The organism is Candidatus Poribacteria bacterium (genome assembly GCA_026706025.1).
Taxonomy (GTDB): domain Bacteria; phylum Poribacteria; class WGA-4E; order WGA-4E; family WGA-3G; genus WGA-3G.
In genome coordinates, this window is sequence record JAPOZO010000084.1 from 95283 (window position 1) to 113227 (window position 17945).

Sequence of the window (17945 nt, forward strand, 5' to 3'; positions counted from 1 at the left end):
CGATCGGACAGGCGCAGATACTGAAAAGCAGTGTGAAAAGAGACAGTAATATGATATTGCGATGACTATTTCTGTTTCGCTTTCTGTTCAGACAAAAAGTGTTCATAGGCGCGATAATGCTCCTGCGCAAGTTGCTGGTTGCCGAGACTCTGATATAATTTTGAAAGATTAAGGTGATAATAGGGTTGCTCGCTGTCAAGTTCAACCGCTTTTTGGAATGCTGCAATTGCCTTTTGTGTGTCGCCTTGCATCGCATAAGCACTTCCGAGTGTATTATAGAGGATAGATTCGTTCGGACGCAACTGAATGGCTCTTTTGGCAGCTTCGGCGGAGTGTTTAGGATAGTTCAAATTCATAAATGCTCGGCTTAAACCGTGATGAAGGGTGGCATCGTTCGGGGCAAGCTCAATACATCTCTGAAACGCCTGAACGGCTTGACCATAGTTTTTTTGGTTCATCAACAAGGTGGCTAAGCCTGTCCAAGCATCAAGGTTATTCGGTTCGGCGCGCGTCAGACGCATCAGGCGTTCGTATTCGGCGAACTCCTTTTGTAACTGCTGATAAATTTGCATCTCGGCTCTACTTTTCTCGCGGTCGCCGGATCGGAGATATGCCATACCGAGTCCATAGTGTGGCTCCGCGTAACGTCCCGGTCCGAACGCTAATGCCTGTTTGAAGCTTTCTATCGCTTCTGGATATGCTTTCAAATTGAGGTGCGCCGTGCCGAGTTCTTGATACGTCCCCGCTGCCTGCGGTTTCAGTTCAAGAGCCTGCCTCAAAACTGAGATCGCCTCTGTATACCGACGGAGTTTGATGAACGACTTGCCGAGTACTTCGTATCCGCGTGCGTGTTGTGGTGAAAGTTCAACGACGCGCGCTAATGCCGGTACCGCGTCTGCCCACTTATCCAGTCTAAAATACACAACGCCGAGCGAGTAGAGTGCCTCAATGTTGTCGGGCATCAACGTTAGAGAACGCTGATAACTTTCGGCGGCTTTGTTCCAGAATTGTTCTTGGGCATAAGCCATGCCGAGATAGTGCAAGATTTCATAGTGATCAGGTTCAATCGTCAGCGCGGCTTCAAATGCGGAGATAGCCTTCTGATTGTTGCCCCGGAACATGAAAGCAAAGCCTTGTTCTACGTGTTGCACATATCCACTATGGTCATCAGATTTTTCACCAACAACATTAGAGAACGGCAAACAGAGCCAAAGCATGATGCCAATTTTCAACCAATTTCGCATTGGGTTATCCTAAAATTTCGTGTACAGAACTTACGCAAATTTAGCATGCAGGGCGATATTTTAGTACACTTAACCCCCTAAATCCCCCTTATCAGGGGGACTTTAAGGAAAAATGCGTAAGTCCTAGTGTATTTATATCAACAGTTCAAATCCTGCTAACACGGAAAGTTGTTTAAATGTTAACGCCACTCCCGAAAAAAGTCAAGTTTTTCATAGTGAAAAACGGAAGTCGGTGTTATACTGTGCAGAAATTATCAAACAAGAAATGAGGCATAAAAATAAAAATGCGACAGGTTACAATCTATCGAGAGCCAGGGCGTTATGCGGGCTGGCCAGCAAATTACGGTATCTGGTCATGGGACAACGAGATCGTTGTCGGTTTTACCGTTGGGTATCACAAGTCGGATGCGGGTTTCCACCGTCGCGACCGAGATAAACCGTTTATAGGGATGCAGGCACGAAGTTTAGATGGCGGCGAGACGTGGCGCGTTTCGGAGACCCCATGTCGTCTACCAGCAAGAGGCACACTCTCCGCAGATGAGCATGTAGAAGAACGGCATCGGCAGGAAGCAGGTGTCTCGTTTGAGACCCCACAACGCGTCGATTTTTCACACCCAGATTTTGCGATGATGTGCAGCAGAACCGGACTGAGAGCCGGAGCATACTCATGGTTTTATACCTCTACAGATCGGTGCAAAAGTTGGGGAGGACCGTTTAAGCTGCCGATGTTCGGGTACACCGGTATCGCAGCACGCACGGATTACTTGGTCTCAAGTTCGGATGAATGCTTGGTGTTTCTTACCGCGTCAAAAGCGGATGGTGAAGAGGGATTGATATTCTGTGCACAAACAACCGATGGCGGCGCGTCTTTTTCGTTGTTATCTCAGATCGGACCGGAACCTGAAGGGTTTGCTATTATGCCTGCAAGCGTTCGGTTGTCGGCGTCGCAAATTTTAGTCGCGGTTCGATGCCGCGGCAAAGGTAATGCTTCAGGTTCAGACTGGGAAGAGCGGTTAAACTGGATTGATCTCTACAGTTCAAATGATAACGGACAGACATGGGACTACATGAACCGTCCTGCGGAAAACACCGGACGTGGTGGGAATCCGCCAACCCTAACGCTTCTTCATGATGGCAGATTATGCCTTATCTATGGATACCGGGATGCGCCGCACCAAATCTGTGCGAAGTTGAGCAGGGACGCTGGCAAAACCTGGGGTGAGGAAATCGTCTTACGCGATAATGGTGGTGACCACGACATCGGCTACCCTCGCACGATCCAACGTCCCGATGGAACTCTGGTAACTGCCTACTATTTTGATGAAGAACCGGATGGTGAACGGTTCATTGAGGCGACGTTGTGGAAACCGTAGCGGTTTAATTGGTGCCTGAACGCAGATCGAAGCATACAAGGCGATCTTTGCCACGGATATAGAGATAACCATCTGCCAATACAGGGGCTGCCCAAGCAGGATATTTCACTAACTGGCGACCGTTTTTATCTCTCAGTGAGGACACCTGAGAAATTACCTCTAATTTCTCAGGTGTGCATTTAAGGAGCATCAAACGTCCGTACTCACCGAGATAAATAAAGTAGTTGTTCACCCAAAGCAGCGAGGCACGTTCATCAACGCGTTGTGACCACCTGACCTTACCCGTTTTGAGTTCCACACAGCGGAGTTCTGCCCCGTTGGGACGTTGCCCACTACAGGCATAGAGGTAACCCTCATGGTGGATTGCAGTGTTCCAGTGCAACTCCATGGACTTGTTCCTGCGCGTCGCGCGATCTTTCCAAACGACCTCGTAGCTGCCCGGACGCACCTTGAGTACTGAACTACCAATGCCGTAGGACTCGCTAATAAAGACGAAATCGTCGGCAATGACCGGACTCGAAGCGTTGACGGATTCAATTTTGGAATGCCGCCACGGATAGTGGAAATCAATTGCGCCTGATGCCGGTTCAAAGCCGACGAGTCCACCGCGTAGGAAGGCGAACCCCCACCGTCTATCATCAATCGTTGTAAAGATAGGACTCGCGTAACTCGCGAGCTCATCTGCGATTTGGTAGACGACTTCGCCGGTGTGCTTGTTAAAGGCGACAATACCACTCCCGTTCGGATCGGGGCTGCCGTTCGCGCCCCAAATATCTTTCGGACTGCCCGGTGGCGAACCGCCAATCTGAACGATGAGCAGCTCACCTTCGACAGCGGGTGCTGAAGCGACACCGAAAAAGTTTTGGACGACGTGAAACTGCGCCATCGTGTCAATTTTCCACAAACCTTTACCATCCGAAACGCGAACACAGTGTAGTATCCCGTCTGCCCCAAAAATATAGACACGGTCATCGTCAACAACTGGACAGCACCGGGGTCCGTTATTGTAGCCGTACATATCCGTATAATCTGTCGGGTATTCAAACCGCCAGCGTTCGTTGCCGGTCATACTATCAAAACAGGTGAGACGCGCCATATCACCGTGGCGTGCGAAAATAAACAATTGTCCATTAGCGACGATCGGTGCCCCGTAACTCGTGCCGATCTGCTTATGCCAGACGACCGGTGGTCCCGTTTTTCCCCACGGTGCGATGTCTATCTTTTCCTGAGACTTGCCGTCCCGTTCTGGTCCGAGGAAGTCGTTCCAGTCGGCAGCAAACGTCGCTACCAACCCTACCCAGGAGAAAATTAGGGTTAGAAAGACAACGCGCGGGAAATTTCTCACGCAGCGACCTCCTCATTGGCGCGCTTCACAAGGGCGTTCATATAGGCGATCGTGTATGCTGTGCCGACGCGGTGATCGCCCGCCATGCTCGGAATATGATCCGGGATCAACACACCGTTGAAATCTACTTCACGGAGGGCTTTAGCGACGTGGTACATATCCTGATAGCCGTTGTCAACGAAGGTCTCAACGAAATGCGGGAGCGGTTGATCGACGTTGCGGAAGTGGACTTTGAAAATCTTGTCCCGTTCGCCGAAATAGCGGATCGACTCAATCACATCTCTGCCCATGAGTTCGCCGCCTTCTAACCAACAACCGACGCAGAAACACATCCCGACATTCGGGCTATCGGCGATTTCGAGGGCGCGTTTGTAGCCTTCAAAACTGCTGAAGATACATCTCGGAATTCCTGCGAGATGCAGTGCGGGTGGGTCGTCGGGGTGGATACCGATCATCACACCGGCTTCCTCAGCGACAGGTGCCGCCTGCTTGATGAAATACGTGTAGTTATCCCAGAGTTCCTCTTCGCTGTATTCGCGTCCGTGTGAGAGCGGCATTTTATATAGATTGCCACCCCAATGTCCCTCTTGCGCAGTCTCAAGGTTGAATCCCCTTGCACTGGCACCGCCACGGGTCGTTTCGCGCTCAGTGCTCCAAATACCGTTCCCCATGTGCGCGTATGTGGTATATGGGATTCCGGCTCTACCGAGATCACGGATGTACCGCTTGTACTGTTCGACTTTCGCGTCGCGGTTCTCCAAGTTAAGCACAATCCCGTCTTGATTGTGGACATCACTGTTGCCGAACCCGTAAATCTTGAGCCCTGCGTTCTCGAAAATCTCGCGGCGGCTCATGAAATAATCGTAATTTGCATTTTCGCCGTTCGTCCAGAGGACGACATATTCAACATCCATCTGCTTGGCAAACTGCAAGTCTGCCTCACTCGGTTCCGGCGACATCTGTGCCGTAACTTTCATTCCAGGTTCAATATTTTTTAATGGACTGTGATTTGCCATTTCGTGCCTCCATTTTCTGTAGCCATCAGCAGTCAGCAATCAGTTAAGATTTCTTTGTAGCAGGTAGAATGTTCACAGCCTCCAGAACAAATAACCGACAACTCTCACTGCGAGGCAAACTGATAACCGGCAACTACTCTTCGTCTCCTGCTTCTGTTTTGAGTCGATATAACTCTTGCGTTAATTCAGTGACAATATCTGCGTACGCTGGGTCGTCGTAGACACTACACATCTCATTCGGATCTTTCTCCAGGTCGAAAAGTTCCCATTCCGGTGCTTTCGATTCATCGAGGGATCCAGTTGTGCCAAGTGCCTCGCCGTAGTAATAGATGAGTTTATAGCGATCCGTCCGTATCCCGTAGTGCGCGGGTACATAGTGGTGCGCGAGGTGCATCCAGTAACGGTAATACATGGACGTTCGCCAATCGTCAGGTGTCTCACCATTGAGGATTGGCCGTAGACTCGTGCCCTGCATGTCATCAGGAATTGATACGCCTGCGTAGTCGAGCCAAGTCTCTGCGAAATCTATGTTTAAGGACATGGCATCGGACGCGCTGCCGGGTTGAATCTCGCGCGGATAGCGGACGAGGAACGGCATTCGTAATGATTCCTCATACATAAACCGCTTGTCATACCAACCGTGGTCGCCTAAGAAGAATCCTTGGTCAGAGGTATAAATCACGAGCGTGTCGTCTGCGATACCGTCTTCATCAAGGTAGTCGAGCATCCGACCTACATTGTCATCAATTGAGGCAACACAGCGGAGATATTCTTTGATATATCGTTGATAATTCCAATTTGCCATCTCTTCCTCTGACAACCCTTCAGGTGGTGGACCGAGTTTATCAATCTTGAGGTCCCTTTCGGTCATGTGCCCGAAGACGCGCATCTTCGCTTCCTTTGCGGCGTTTGAACGGTTGGCGTAATCGTCGAAAAAGTTGTCCGGCATCGGAACATCGCCGTCCTCGAACATGTCGGCGTGTTTCTCATCGGAGTCCCATGGACGGTGCGGTGCCTTGTGGTGACACATCATGAAGAAAGGTCTATCCTTGTCACGATTCTGGAGCCACTCCAATGAGAAGTCGGTAATGATGTCGGTAGTATAACCTTTGTGGGTTTTCCGACCGTCAGGTTCAATCATGACTGGATCGTGATAGAGGCCTTGCCCGGGCAGCACGTTCCAATAGTCAAACCCTGTTGGGTCGGCATCACCGCCGTGTCCGAGGTGCCATTTACCGACCATCGCGGTTTGGTAGCCGTCCGCCTGTAGCATCTTGGCAACATTCGGTATTCTGCCATCAAAATGATCCCCTATGGTCTTCACTCCGTTAAGGTGGCTGTGTTTGCCGGTCAAAATATTCGCACGGCTCGGTGTACAGATGGAGTTAACACAGAAACAGTTATGGAGAATCATACCGCCGTCTGCGATACGATCAAGGTGGGGTGTTTGATTAATTCGACTCCCGTAGCTGCTAATCGCGTGTGATGCGTGGTCGTCGGACATGATGAATAGGATATTAGGTCTGCTCAATTGTGGCTCCTTTAAATTTATGATTTCCCTTATCATATTCTATTCTTTATCAAAAGTCAATCTTTTTTCCGGTGAGACCAAAGGGCATTTGATTTTCTCTACCCAGCATCGTAGGTTGGGTTGAATGGATTCTATAGAACCACGAAAAAGAAACAAGAAAGCGAAGTTCTCCCCATACATACTACATCAAACAGAGACCGAGTGAAACCCAACGCTTTTGCCGTTTCCGAGACGCTGAAGGTGTGAAGTTGGGTTTCACGGCGTTCTTGAGCGTATACGACGGTATGTTGGGTTTCACTGGTATTTGGAACAACACATTCGCCTTCTCAGTTCCGTTCAACCCAACCTACAGGACTGACAAAACGAAACGCACCAGCAGTTAATCTGGTGCGTTCAGGAATAGAGGCTGTGAATTGTAGTGTCTCCTATCGGGAGCACTCAACCAGCGTTTAGCGATGGTGGCAGCTCGGCGAGCGTGTAACCTTGTGCTTTCGCTTCAGTTTGCCGTTGATACCACTTTGTCCAGATTTCTCCTTCTTTAGCAGTGCCTTTTACAGTGCCTCTCGCCTCTTGGTAACTGGAGATCAGGATGGGTATGAACACCAAAAGGATTGGCATAGAACTCCCTATTTCACCGAAGAAAAAAATAACAATAAGAACCCAAAAGATAAAATGAATCATAAGGCGCGTCGGATTAAGTAGCATCAATAATATTGCCTTTTGTGCTATCCTGAAATAAGAATTCGCTTGCGTATTTTCCAATGGTGGCGGTTCCTCAAAAATCTCTCCGCGGTTTACGGTTTCTTGTTGCCCTTGGTACCACTGCATCCATACTTGTTGCGCATTGGTAACACCTCTTAGGTTGCCTCTTGCCTCCCGGTAACTGATGACGAAAACGATTAGAAAAATCCAAAGAAGCAATTGTCCAAAGAATCCTATTATCTCAAATATTTCAAAAATATCTTCAGGCGTTTCTGAGGGTGGAAGTGTCGTGAAGAATAAAAGCGCGCATGTGAAAATCCAACATGTAAGATGAATGATAAATGGCTTCAGGTTACGCACCATGAAAAACAGCGTTTCTGGAATTTCTCCGATATAGGAATAGTCTCGCACGTTTTCCGATGCTGGCGGCTCTTCAAAGGAACTTTCCTGCACAATCGCTTTGATTTGTCGGTAGTACCACTTCGTCCAGATGTCTCTCTCTATCGCCACTCCTTTCAAGTTGCTTCTCGCCTCGCGGTAGCTAAGTATGAGCGTGAATATAACAGTGAGGATAACGATTTCGGGAAGTGATCGCACAAAATCGCTTGGGTCAAATAGGGTAGGAAGCGCGAACAGTGTAAACCAAAATATGAAATGCCCTGCAGGAAGTACCAGGTGCCGAAACATGAATAGCACCGTTTTGCGTGCGGATATGAAATAGGAACCGCCCGGTATATGTTCTAATAATGGCGGTGTCTCATAAGTGCCTCGCTGAACCTTTATTAACTCTTGGCGGTCGTACCACTGCATCCATGTCTGTCGCTCTGTAGTAATACCTTTCCGGCTGCTCCTCGCCTCCCTGTAACTAAATGTGAGTGCGATAGGGATAATAAACAGGCATAACCTATAAGAAAAGATGAAATCGCGACTGATTTCTTCAATGATGAAAGAAAAGGCTGTGACTAATTTCCAGAGGGACCCAGGCAAATCCTCAAAAGCACCTTCTGCTGCCGCAACCACATACGGCCATGTGCCGTATCTGAACGGTTCGTCCCATATAGTGAGTATAGCAGAAAACAGGATCCAACATGCGAGAAAATAGACGATAAAAGTTGTCGGGTTCCACAGCATAAATAACAGTGTTTTTCGGGCTTTCATGATATATCCTTATGTGCAAGATTTTCCGTGAAATCGTGTTTCGTATCTGTTAATACATGCGGAACAATGGCGGAGACACGTCAAAAGGGACACCTTGTACTTTCGCTTCTTGCTGTTGGCAATACCACTCCGTCCACGTCTGTTGTACTTTGGCGACTCCTTTCACAGTCCCTCTTGTTTCTTGGTAACTGGAAATGAGACCGAATATAGCAGCGACTATCGCGAGAAAAGATACAGCCGACAAAAAATCGCGAGCGAAGTTCTCGGTTGTCCGAACCACATCAGCAAAATCTGGAAATACTGTTATGAGGATTAGTAAGAGGATTAGTAAAAAGCAAGTCAGAAACCAGTATAGAAAATGAATGATCGGTAGTTTTGGGTTACGAATCATGAATGACAACGTTTTTTGTGCTTTCCTGAAATAGGAGTTGACTCGCATGTTTTTCAATGGCGGTGCGGGTTCCACGAAATTGTCGCCTTCTGCTGTCGTTTCCTGTTGTCGGTGATACCATTTCATCCATATCCGATGCTCATCGCTAATGCCTTTTAGGTTGCCGACTGCTTCGCGGTAAGATATAAGGAAAGGTGGCATAACGACAAGCACCCAAGATCCAGTTCTCGTTAAATCTTCTATGATTTCATCCCAAATAATTGAGGCAGCTTTTAGAAAATCTCCGATAGACGCAGGAGATTCCACAATAACTTTAATATAGGGCAACGTCCCTTCTATGAATGGATCGTCCGACACGATTCCCCAAGCAGCAAGCAAAAACCAGCACGTTAAATGAACGATGAGAGGTATGGGGTTGCGAAGCATGAATAACAGCACTTCTAAGACCTTCATGACATTACCTTCTTACATACGAGTTTTTTATTTCAACCTTTGGAACATTACGGAGAGATTTTCATCTTTAGTTGAAACCGTTCCGATTTTCTTCAAAAAAGCAGCTTCTATATGGATGCCGTTCCGATAGAACTCAAGGAGGGGTTTGGAAGAATAAGCCGTTTTTTTTAATCGGACGAACTGCGAAATAAAAAAGGCGAGGTTAAAAACCTCGCCAACCTTAATCAGTGATAACAGTTATTTCGCTTTGACTTCTTCCCACGCGCGGTCGTAGTGCCTTGTAAAATCGCCGGGATCTCGCAACCATTCAAGGGATTCCAGGACCTCTTTTGGTGGATAGATAAACTTGTGTTCCCGTAGATTTTCGGGTAAGAATTCTTTCGCTGTCGGGACGCAGGTACCGTATTTCGTGAAAGCGGTGATCTTGGCGTTGACTTCGGGACGGAGAAGGTAGTTGATAAACTGTTCTGCAAGTGCCTTATGCGGTGCGGATTTCGGGATGCAGACAGCATCAATAAACTGGCTCGATCCTTCTTTCGGGATGACGTACCGGATCGTCGGACGCGTCTCAGTCGCGCGGAAAGCATCACCACTCCAGCAGTGCGCCATAACGACATCCCCGGCGATAAGGAGCTCTTCCGCCTCGCTTTTATACTGTTTCACAAGCGGTTTCTGCGCGATGAGTTTCTCTTTCGCCGCTTTGATTTCATCCGGATCGGTCGTGTTGAGACTGTATCCGAGGAATTTTAGTGCGGCACCGATGGTTTCACGTTGGTCGTCTAACATGCTGAACTGGTTTTTATATTCTGCATCCCAGAGCACTGCCCAACTATCCGGTGCTGGTGAAACAACAGCCGAATCGTAGGCGATCCCTGCCGTGCCGAATGTATAAGGAATAGAATATTGGTTTTCAGGGTCGAAGTATTTACCGAGAAACAACGGACTAATGTTCTGGAAGTTGGGAATATTGTCGCGGTTGAGTTCTGCTAACAGGTTTTGCTTAATTAGGATGGATACCATATAGTCGGATGGCATAATGATGTCGTATCCTGTCGCACCCGCTAATAGTTTCGTGAGCAGATCTTCGTTACTGGCATAGGTATCAACGAGAACGGTAACCCCAAACGCCTTTTCAAAGCCTTCACGGATGTCATCACTGACGTACCCTGCCCATGTAAAGACGTTGAGTTGTTTCTTCTGCCCAATACCATCGCCGATGAAAAGTGTGAGGAGTATAAGTACTAAGAGGATGTATCTGTTGCGCATATTTTCTCCATTGGTATCTATGCTATGCGTATTATGAACGGGACGATTGCGTTTAGGGGAAACAGCGTCGCCCCGACTGCGATGTAAGATATTGACAATGTCTGCTATCTATGCTAATGTAACAACACTATTTATTCATCAGACTTTTCGGTGGGGAGTCCCTCAGCTTTCCAGCCCCGGAAACCGCCAGTGAGAACTGAGACGTTTTCATAACCCATGTTTTTTAACGTGTGTGCGGAGAGTGTCGCACGGGTACCACCACCGCAATAGGTAACGATGTGTGTGTCTGCGTCAGAGGCGATCTCATCAATATCAAGTTCGAGATAGCCGCGTGGCAGTGAAACGGCATTCGGTAGATGTTCCTCGTCGTAGTCGGGCTCGTCCCGAACATCTAAGAGGATGATTGTGTCTGTAACCTCTGTGAGTTCGTCGGGCGATATGTGTCCAACGTTTGCTTTCGCTTCGGTAACTAATTGTTCAAGGGTTTTCAGTGGCATCGTTATCCTCCAATTTTTTTTAACTATTGGTTATCTGGGCGAATTTTGAACGATTTTCAAAATTCGGTTTCTGTCACACCCGTACCTTACAGGGTAGGTTGCATAAGGTTTTTAGAACTATAGCATAAGACGAGTTGACGTGTCAACTTTTTTTGTCGGTTACAGACCGGATTATGATGATAACGAAATTGATTCTATAGGAAGAGGAGAAAAATGGAATTGCTTAAAAAATCGGTTCAATCTGTGCTTGAGAAAGAACGGATCGGGAGTCCAGTGTTCCTGCGGTGTGTACTACACGTAGCGGGTGATACAGCGAATCTGCTGCCATCGGCGGCAGAAGTGACCGCGCTCGCGAATGCGTGGATACCCTCCACACCGGCGCGCGTCTATGCACAGGGCGACGCAAGGGGGACACAGGTTACGGTAGCGGTTCATTATGCCGGAGGGCAGATGGCACTGTTGAGTGTCAATCGAGTCGATATTGAGACGGCAGTTGACATCATGTTGGTCGGTAATAAAGGTGTTATCTATCATGAAACGCCAGTCGGTAGACACTACCAGAACGCGATCGCGCCAGAATTCGGTGGAACAGGTGAACTGGCAGCGACTATCACGCAATCGCTTGAAAGCGGTCAGCCTATAGTATTGGGGGGTTGAACATGCAACAAGATGGAAAATATGGAGTTCTTTTGCTCGGTGGGCATCGTACGCATCAAGAGAATTACGCCTCAAACTTTGCACAGGATGCGCGTTGTCGGTTAGTGGCGTTCGCTGATGAACCGGACGCACCGACCGAACGAATTGAATTGGCACGTTCACTGGCTGAATCAATGGATTTGCCATTCATAGATATCGACGCAGCCTTGGCGCGCGAAGATGTGCATATTGTGAGTCTCTGTACAGATGTGGAACGTCGCGGACGTATAGGTGCAAAATGCGCTGAGGCGGGAAAACACGTCTATCTCGATAAACCGATGGCACTTAATCCAGAAGATACGAAAGGGATCATCGCTGCAGTAGCAAAAAGCGGTGTCCGAACCCAGATGTTTAGCAATATTCATAGCACTTGGGCACGCACCGTTCAGCAGGCATTGGCGAGTGGACATATCGGCGAACTTCAGGCGATTCATTGCGACGTGCTCTTCTCCAAAGGACATCCCGGCACCGCACCCGTCGGCGAGAAAAGAGTCCAAAACTCCACGCTGGAACGTTACAGTTTCGTTGAAGCCAAACCTGAGATGTTCGATGTCGGTGTCTATGCCGTGTCAATGGTGAATTGGTTGACCCAGAAACGCGTGCAGCGTGTTTTCGGTGGAACGGCGAACTATTTCTTCAAAGAGCATCGCGACTGTGGACTTGAAGACTTCGGTGCTTTAGTCCTGACATTGGAAGATGGGATTACAGCGACAATTGTGGGTGGACGCTACGGGTGGCAGAGCCACGCCCAAGGTGGCATTCGGAAGGTGCATCTCGTCGGTACTGAGGCGACCATGACCTTTGACGCGTCAGCGAACCGTTTGGAAGTTTTTGCCGCGGAACCGGCGTTTGAACCGCCGACCCCACATCCGCTGGATCCGATGGGAATGTGGAGCAGCACGCAAGCAGAGATCAAGATGCAACCGAAGCAACAATGGATAGATGTCGGTAGTGGAGACGATGGACAGCGAGAATTTAGTGCGTTTATAGATTGTATTGAGAACGGTGTAGAGAGTGAGATGAACGCTGAATTTGCGGCGCATTCCGTGGAGATTATCTGCGCGGGGTATCGTTCAGCGGCAAGTGGCGAGATTATCAACCTGTAGGGATAGTCTTCAAATCGCAGCACTACTATTTTACGATAGTAAGGTTTACAATTTCGTTTCTCCTTTTTCATGGATGCCGTCTTTTATATCGACCAAAGCGTTTATCAATGTAGAAAATAATTTGGTTTTTAGGGTCGGAATATGCTACACTAAAATATAGTCTGCTGGACATGATTCGACCTTATCATAGAAATAGATTGAACGTGCGTATACTAAAACAATGTGCCATGATCTAAGAAGAAAGTAAACTGACAAGCTTTGGAGGATGCAGATTGGGAGTTAATAAAAATAAACCAGATAGATGGAAAACAGATATTGCACAGTCTGTTGATTTCTACAATGACTGGTTTTTGCGATCTGCACCGCAGGTTTTCAAGGAAACACGTCTGAAAACTAGCACACAGGTTGAGCAAGTACTGAAGTTAACAGCCAACTTCACACGACTAAATTCTGAAGTTTTACAGGAATACCCGACTATTCTGCCTGTACTGCGAATGGCAACTTGTCCACCAATAGCAAGGGATAGATTAATAGGACTCGCTGGAGTCCCACGAAATCTTGTGAAATCTATGGAAGATAATGAACGTGTGCCACCGCTTATGAAACCTTTGCAACTTCAAGAAAACTTGAAGCAGATTGAAAAGGTTATCCGGAACTTACTTGACTCTGATATTTTCGTTTGGCTTGATCGAGGCGATGAGGGGAAAATAGAAGAAATTCGCCGTGCTGCAACGATTATTGCCGATAGACTTTGTGGTGCTGAGGCGAATCCGATTCTTAGAAATGCTCAAGAAAAGCGTCAATTAATGTCTATCCAGCGTTGGCTCCAAGAACGTGGTTACATGTTTGACGAAAGGGTTGGTAGCAGAAAATTTGATGAACTTTCTCCTGGCACATTTGTGTTTCATCTCAACGTTCCAGTACGCCGGGCAACTACAAATAGGGAAATAAAAATGCCTATTGATGTTGTTATTATGCCCCTTAAAGCACAGTTAAGTGATTTTCCGTTGTTGATTGAGGCAAAGTCAGCAGGCGACTTCACTAATACGAATAAACGCAGAAAAGAGGAGGCAACCAAGGTTTCCCAATTGCGCAGCACCTATGGTGACAGTATACGTTTCATACTTTTCTTATCTGGTTATTTCGACAGTAATTATCTTGAATATGAGGCGGATGAGGGCATAGACTGAGTCTGGGAACATCGTATTAATGATCTGGCAGAGTTTGGATTATAAAGTATGTCTGTAGACAAACGACTTGCAAAAATTCATCGAATTGAGTCAGAACGTTTAAAACTTCAGGCTCAATTAAATATAAAAAAATCCCAAGAAAAACGCAATAAATTAGGTCAATTTGCGACCCCACCAAAACTGGCGATGGACATTATGGAAGTGTCAAAAGAATTAATTGGACCTTCCAAAGGAATTCGTTTTCTTGACCCAGCGTTTGGGACCGGAGCATTCTATTTTTCTTTCTTGAAATGTTTTTCGGATTTACACCTCAATTGGGCACGAGGGTATGAAATAGATCCTCACTGTGGAAACGAGACGGTCAAGCTATGGAATAATACCGGACTTGACCTAAAAATCGCTGATTTTACGAAATCTAATCCACCAAGTTTTCAACAAGATAAAGCCAACTTTCTAATTTGTAACCCACCTTATTCCAGGCATCATCATTTACCCTCTGATGAGAAGTTAAGGTTACAGAAACTCGCCAACCAAATAACAAGTATTAAGGTAAGTCAGTTGTCAGGTTTATACTGCTACTTCATGCTTATTTCACATAGTTGGTTGGCAGATAATGGCTTGGCCTGTTGGCTTGTGCCAAGCGAGTTTATGGATGTAAACTATGGTCAGCAACTAAAGGAATATCTAACAACTCATGTAACTTTATTGCGTGTTCACCGCTTTTCACCTAAGGAACTACAGTTTGGAGACGCTCTTGTTTCTTCATCTGTAATTTGGTTTAGAAAGACCAAACCGTCAACGGGTTATGAAGTTGACTTCACTTATGGCGGGACAATAACGGAACCAGAAAAGCGTTGTGTTTTGTCTATTGACTCGCTGCGAGATATGAGAAAGTGGAATCATCTCTCAAACATTGTGAGAACTTCTAATGCTAACACGACAGGTAAGTCTGAGGGAGCCAAATTATCGGACTTTTTTCATGTGAAACGTGGTTTAGTAACAGGTGCGAACAAGTTTTTTATACTTTCCCCCGCCCAGATTTCTGAATATAATCTACCGACTGAGTTTCTAACGCCAGTATTACCAAGTCCGCGATACTTATTATCCGATGAAATTCAGGCTGATGATGCAGAAAACCCCATCCTGAAACAGGCTCTGTTTTTGTTAAATTGTTCCTTACCGGAGCACATCATTCAACGTAATTATCCATCACTTTGGGAATATCTACAATCGGGAACTCGGATGGGAATTCATGAGCGTTATCTCTGTCGGCATCGTTCACCATGGTACCTGCAAGAGAAGCGCAAACCGAGTTTGTTTCTCTGCACATACATGGGACGGGAATCTGTTAAAAATCCAAAACCCTTCCGCTTTATTTTAAACCATTCTAAAGCAGTCGCTGCCAACGGATATTTAATGTTATATCCGACTCCTCGTTTGGAAAAGGCATTTAGAACAGATCCGGAACTAATTCATACAACGTGGGAAGCTTTAAACGCAATTACATCACAGGATTTAGTAAGTGAAGCACGGGTTTACGGCGATGGACTCTATAAACTTGAGCCAAAAGAATTAGCTAACGTTTCTGTTGGTGATATATTCTCAGCACGATTAAGTTTGGAGAAACATCTCACAGCACAGCAGATGGAATTCACATGGCACTAAAAAAGAGGAAATGAATTAAAAACCCTGGTAGTGTCAGATAGCCGGTAAATCCGGTATCAAGAGTTGCTTCAATTTTCGCGCGTTGATTTAATCCGATCACTTCCACTTCAATGATAGCTACGCGTTCGTCTCTAATTTTCCCTGTTATCATTATAGTATTCCACATTACATTTCACGAAGCTAAAGCCGATACCGTGGGTGGCTGGGTATCCAATTCGCACACCATAAGTCATAGCCTTGGGATTCTTAGCAAGCAGACGTTTTGTAGCTTCCAAATCCTCATCGGCGATTTCATAGTTTTCCGTTTCAATGTCAACTACAAAAAACTGACCTTTGTATTGAACTTCGAGTTCTTCGCGGTACTGCTGATAGATTTCTTCGCCGCGGGCGGCGATGGTTTCAGAGGCAGCATTTTTCTTCCTACCCTCTAATACCTATCGCTTCAAGTTGAGCAATCTGCTTCACCCAAGAGTCTCGAATTTCTGGAGAGTAGTCGCCAGGGAGTAGCGATTTACGTGTGCAATTGAGAAGTGCCTGTAAGGTTTGATACTGTCTTATGGGTCCGATATTGGGAAGGATTCGATCTTCGGCGACAGCAATAATTTCATCTAATGTGAGTTTACCCGTTGTTTCCGAATCTTTCTTGAGCAAACTGGCGGCTTCAAGATCAGAACGTAGTGATGCGAAACTCGCTGCAGAGTAGGCCTCAGTTACTTTTAAGAGCCGTTCAACTGCATCGTCCGGGAGGGAACCGCGGAAAACTTTGGCAATCGTCCAGCGGAGGAAAGCCTCACGGTCTTCGCCACTTGGATCAAGCACTGGAACCACTATATCTCCGACCCTACCCTCGCGTCGCAGGTCAGGAGATAGATTGTAGATGCGGGCAGTCATCAGAAGCCATGTGATATTACCACGCAGCTGCGGGTCTGACATCATCGCCTGTATTTTCCCAGTCAAACGCCGCTCTGTACTGTGTGCATCCTGCCCGACACCACCGAATTGCGTATCCGCCTCATCAACGAAGATCAACACCTTCACGAGTGCCATCAGCAATCGCCGGAGCCGTTCAAAAATGACATCTGTCTGTCCGAACCACATGCTCCGGATGTTCTTGAGGACGAGGACAGGGATATCGAGTTCCCCGGCGAGTCCCTCAAAAATAAAAGTTTTTCCACTCCCGATAGGACCACAGACACTCATCCCTGGAATTGCGTCGGAACCGGTTGAAGTAATACGCCGGATCAGGTGCGTCTTGAGAAAATCCACCAGTTTTTGGTTACCAACGATGTCCTTTAGACTGTGCGCCGGTTTTTTGAACTCTACAACATCTTCACCTAATTGTGCTTGGATAAATTCAGAGACTTTCTCAATAACATCCTCAGGTTGAAGTTTTTCACCGGAGTAGCAGGAAGAGAGCAACATCTGGCGGAGTGCTTGTAATGATAACCCCGCAGTGAGCATGGCGAGTTGTGCTTGTGAACCCCAAAGGTTTAAAGGCTTTTCTATGAGTTTCGGCGTGTTATTAAACCATGAAATAAAGTGCTGGCGTTCTGCCATCCCCGGGGCTGGGATTTCAACAGTAACAACCTGCGGCAACCTAATAATTCGAGAGTTCACGAGACTTGGAGATTCCGCGATAAAGACGACGGTATCATTGCCGTTCATGAAATTGGAATCGGAGATCCAGTCTTGAACGATGCTGACGCGGTGTCTGTCTGGCTGGGACAGACTCCGAATTTCGCCTTCCGGGAGCAACATGTCCGCCGCTTCTATCAGGATAATCAGTTTTTCGGGCAGCAGTTTTTCGCCTTGTGCGTTTGTGCTTCGGGAGAGCAGGCAAAACTGCCGAAGGAGTTCAAGTGCTAACGTCGGGCTGCCGATAGCATCGTTCATGTACTGCGAGAAAGAGGCATCGGGTGGCTCTGGAACGGCATCAAGGTATATCGGAGGTGTCCTTCGAGAGGAGGTCGATGCCTGTGTAGCCCCCGGTGTACCAGCACTCGTATTTATATCAAGATCTGGCTCAGTTGTGCCGCGCCATAGGTTGAACGCTTGTTTAACCTTTTCGCGTTCCGTTTCTTGTGCGAATCTTATGGGGCCATTGAGTTCATAAACGATTAGGATAAACCCGGGTATGTCCCAACTGCGGCTTAAAAAGGGGACAAGTGGAATATAATCCATATCATCTTCTTCGCGTCTAAAGAAGAGATCATGGATATTTCCGGACAGGACGAGACTACGAGACGTTCCTGAATTAATGAGCATTCCGGCTTCTGTCCGAAATGCGTAAGTCGGGCTTTTAACGGCTATGA

General features: G+C 47.1%; 15 protein-coding genes. 5 read left to right on the top strand and 10 right to left on the bottom strand.

Going from position 1 to position 17945, the window contains the following annotated elements:
* Positions 1-65 precede the first annotated feature (65 nt).
* On the bottom strand, positions 66-1244 hold the full coding sequence (locus OXH00_21170; GenBank protein ID MCY3743534.1) for a tetratricopeptide repeat protein: 1179 nt from the start codon (positions 1242-1244) through the stop codon (positions 66-68).
* 284 nt (positions 1245-1528) lie between these two features.
* Here OXH00_21170 and OXH00_21175 point away from each other — a divergent pair, with 284 nt between their 5' ends.
* Positions 1529-2617 carry a sialidase family protein gene (locus tag OXH00_21175; protein MCY3743535.1) on the top strand — a complete coding sequence of 363 codons (1089 nt, stop codon included), beginning with the start codon at positions 1529-1531 and terminating at the stop codon, positions 2615-2617.
* A gap of 4 nt (positions 2618-2621) precedes the next feature.
* Here the strand turns inward: OXH00_21175 and OXH00_21180 are convergent, their stop codons facing one another.
* The 7 genes from OXH00_21180 to OXH00_21210 all read right to left on the bottom strand — a co-directional run bounded on the left by OXH00_21180 (position 2622) and on the right by OXH00_21210 (position 10976).
* A complete protein-coding gene (locus tag OXH00_21180) occupies positions 2622-3962 on the bottom strand; it encodes a PQQ-like beta-propeller repeat protein (GenBank protein MCY3743536.1) in 1341 nt (446 codons plus the stop codon).
* Positions 3959-4978: a mannonate dehydratase gene (locus tag OXH00_21185; protein MCY3743537.1), complete on the bottom strand. Its 1020-nt coding sequence runs from the start codon at positions 4976-4978 to the stop codon at positions 3959-3961. Before OXH00_21185 ends, OXH00_21180 begins: the two co-directional genes overlap by 4 nt.
* 133 nt (positions 4979-5111) lie before the next feature.
* The gene (locus tag OXH00_21190; protein MCY3743538.1) at positions 5112-6509 is read right to left on the bottom strand and encodes a sulfatase; all 1398 of its coding nucleotides are present in this window, start codon (positions 6507-6509) and stop codon (positions 5112-5114) included.
* Positions 6510-6947: 438 nt separating this feature from the next.
* Positions 6948-8369, bottom strand: a complete 1422-nt coding sequence (locus OXH00_21195) for a hypothetical protein (GenBank protein MCY3743539.1) — start codon at positions 8367-8369, stop codon at positions 6948-6950.
* 49 nt (positions 8370-8418) lie between these two features.
* Positions 8419-9213, bottom strand: coding sequence for a hypothetical protein (locus OXH00_21200; GenBank protein ID MCY3743540.1), 795 nt, complete (start codon positions 9211-9213; stop codon positions 8419-8421).
* A 237-nt stretch (positions 9214-9450) separates the two neighbouring features.
* Complete coding sequence (locus OXH00_21205) at positions 9451-10479, bottom strand: spermidine/putrescine ABC transporter substrate-binding protein (protein ID MCY3743541.1); 1029 nt, start codon at positions 10477-10479, stop codon at positions 9451-9453.
* 131 nt (positions 10480-10610) lie between these two features.
* Positions 10611-10976, bottom strand: a complete 366-nt coding sequence (locus OXH00_21210) for a rhodanese-like domain-containing protein (GenBank protein MCY3743542.1) — start codon at positions 10974-10976, stop codon at positions 10611-10613.
* Between the two features lie 213 nt (positions 10977-11189).
* On the opposite strand from OXH00_21210, the gene OXH00_21215 reads away from it, so the two are divergent.
* The 4 genes from OXH00_21215 (at position 11190) to OXH00_21230 (ending at position 15633) form a co-directional block, all read left to right on the top strand.
* Positions 11190-11633 carry a hypothetical protein gene (locus OXH00_21215; protein ID MCY3743543.1) on the top strand — a complete coding sequence of 148 codons (444 nt, stop codon included), beginning with the start codon at positions 11190-11192 and terminating at the stop codon, positions 11631-11633.
* Positions 11634-11635: 2 nt separating this feature from the next.
* Positions 11636-12778: a Gfo/Idh/MocA family oxidoreductase gene (locus OXH00_21220; protein ID MCY3743544.1), complete on the top strand. Its 1143-nt coding sequence runs from the start codon at positions 11636-11638 to the stop codon at positions 12776-12778.
* A gap of 272 nt (positions 12779-13050) precedes the next feature.
* On the top strand, positions 13051-13968 hold the full coding sequence (locus tag OXH00_21225; protein MCY3743545.1) for a XamI family restriction endonuclease: 918 nt from the start codon (positions 13051-13053) through the stop codon (positions 13966-13968).
* A gap of 48 nt (positions 13969-14016) precedes the next feature.
* Positions 14017-15633, top strand: a complete 1617-nt coding sequence (locus OXH00_21230) for an N-6 DNA methylase (protein ID MCY3743546.1) — start codon at positions 14017-14019, stop codon at positions 15631-15633.
* On the opposite strand, the gene OXH00_21235 is transcribed toward OXH00_21230, so the two are convergent.
* Positions 15620-15784, bottom strand: a complete 165-nt coding sequence (locus OXH00_21235) for a hypothetical protein (GenBank protein ID MCY3743547.1) — start codon at positions 15782-15784, stop codon at positions 15620-15622. The two genes, OXH00_21230 and OXH00_21235, sit on opposite strands and share 14 nt — an antisense overlap.
* A 269-nt stretch (positions 15785-16053) precedes the next feature.
* Positions 16054-17898, bottom strand: a complete 1845-nt coding sequence (locus OXH00_21240; GenBank protein MCY3743548.1) for an ATP-binding protein — start codon at positions 17896-17898, stop codon at positions 16054-16056.
* Between the last annotated feature and the right edge of the window lie 47 nt (positions 17899-17945).

What these genes read in the sequence shown, in the direction of transcription:
- OXH00_21205 (MCY3743541.1), bottom strand. Translation starts at nt 10,479, where the DNA reads ATGCGCAACAGATACATCCTCTTAGTACTTATACTCCTCACACTTTTC.
- OXH00_21170 (MCY3743534.1), bottom strand. Translation starts at nt 1,244, where the DNA reads ATGCGAAATTGGTTGAAAATTGGCATCATGCTTTGGCTCTGTTTGCCG.
- OXH00_21185 (MCY3743537.1), bottom strand. Translation starts at nt 4,978, where the DNA reads ATGGCAAATCACAGTCCATTAAAAAATATTGAACCTGGAATGAAAGTT.
- OXH00_21220 (MCY3743544.1), top strand. Translation starts at nt 11,636, where the DNA reads ATGCAACAAGATGGAAAATATGGAGTTCTTTTGCTCGGTGGGCATCGT.
- OXH00_21175 (MCY3743535.1), top strand. Translation starts at nt 1,529, where the DNA reads ATGCGACAGGTTACAATCTATCGAGAGCCAGGGCGTTATGCGGGCTGG.
- OXH00_21200 (MCY3743540.1), bottom strand. Translation starts at nt 9,213, where the DNA reads ATGAAGGTCTTAGAAGTGCTGTTATTCATGCTTCGCAACCCCATACCT.
- OXH00_21230 (MCY3743546.1), top strand. Translation starts at nt 14,017, where the DNA reads ATGTCTGTAGACAAACGACTTGCAAAAATTCATCGAATTGAGTCAGAA.
- OXH00_21215 (MCY3743543.1), top strand. Translation starts at nt 11,190, where the DNA reads ATGGAATTGCTTAAAAAATCGGTTCAATCTGTGCTTGAGAAAGAACGG.
- OXH00_21210 (MCY3743542.1), bottom strand. Translation starts at nt 10,976, where the DNA reads ATGCCACTGAAAACCCTTGAACAATTAGTTACCGAAGCGAAAGCAAAC.
- OXH00_21195 (MCY3743539.1), bottom strand. Translation starts at nt 8,369, where the DNA reads ATGAAAGCCCGAAAAACACTGTTATTTATGCTGTGGAACCCGACAACT.
- OXH00_21235 (MCY3743547.1), bottom strand. Translation starts at nt 15,784, where the DNA reads ATGATAACAGGGAAAATTAGAGACGAACGCGTAGCTATCATTGAAGTG.
- OXH00_21240 (MCY3743548.1), bottom strand. Translation starts at nt 17,898, where the DNA reads ATGCTCATTAATTCAGGAACGTCTCGTAGTCTCGTCCTGTCCGGAAAT.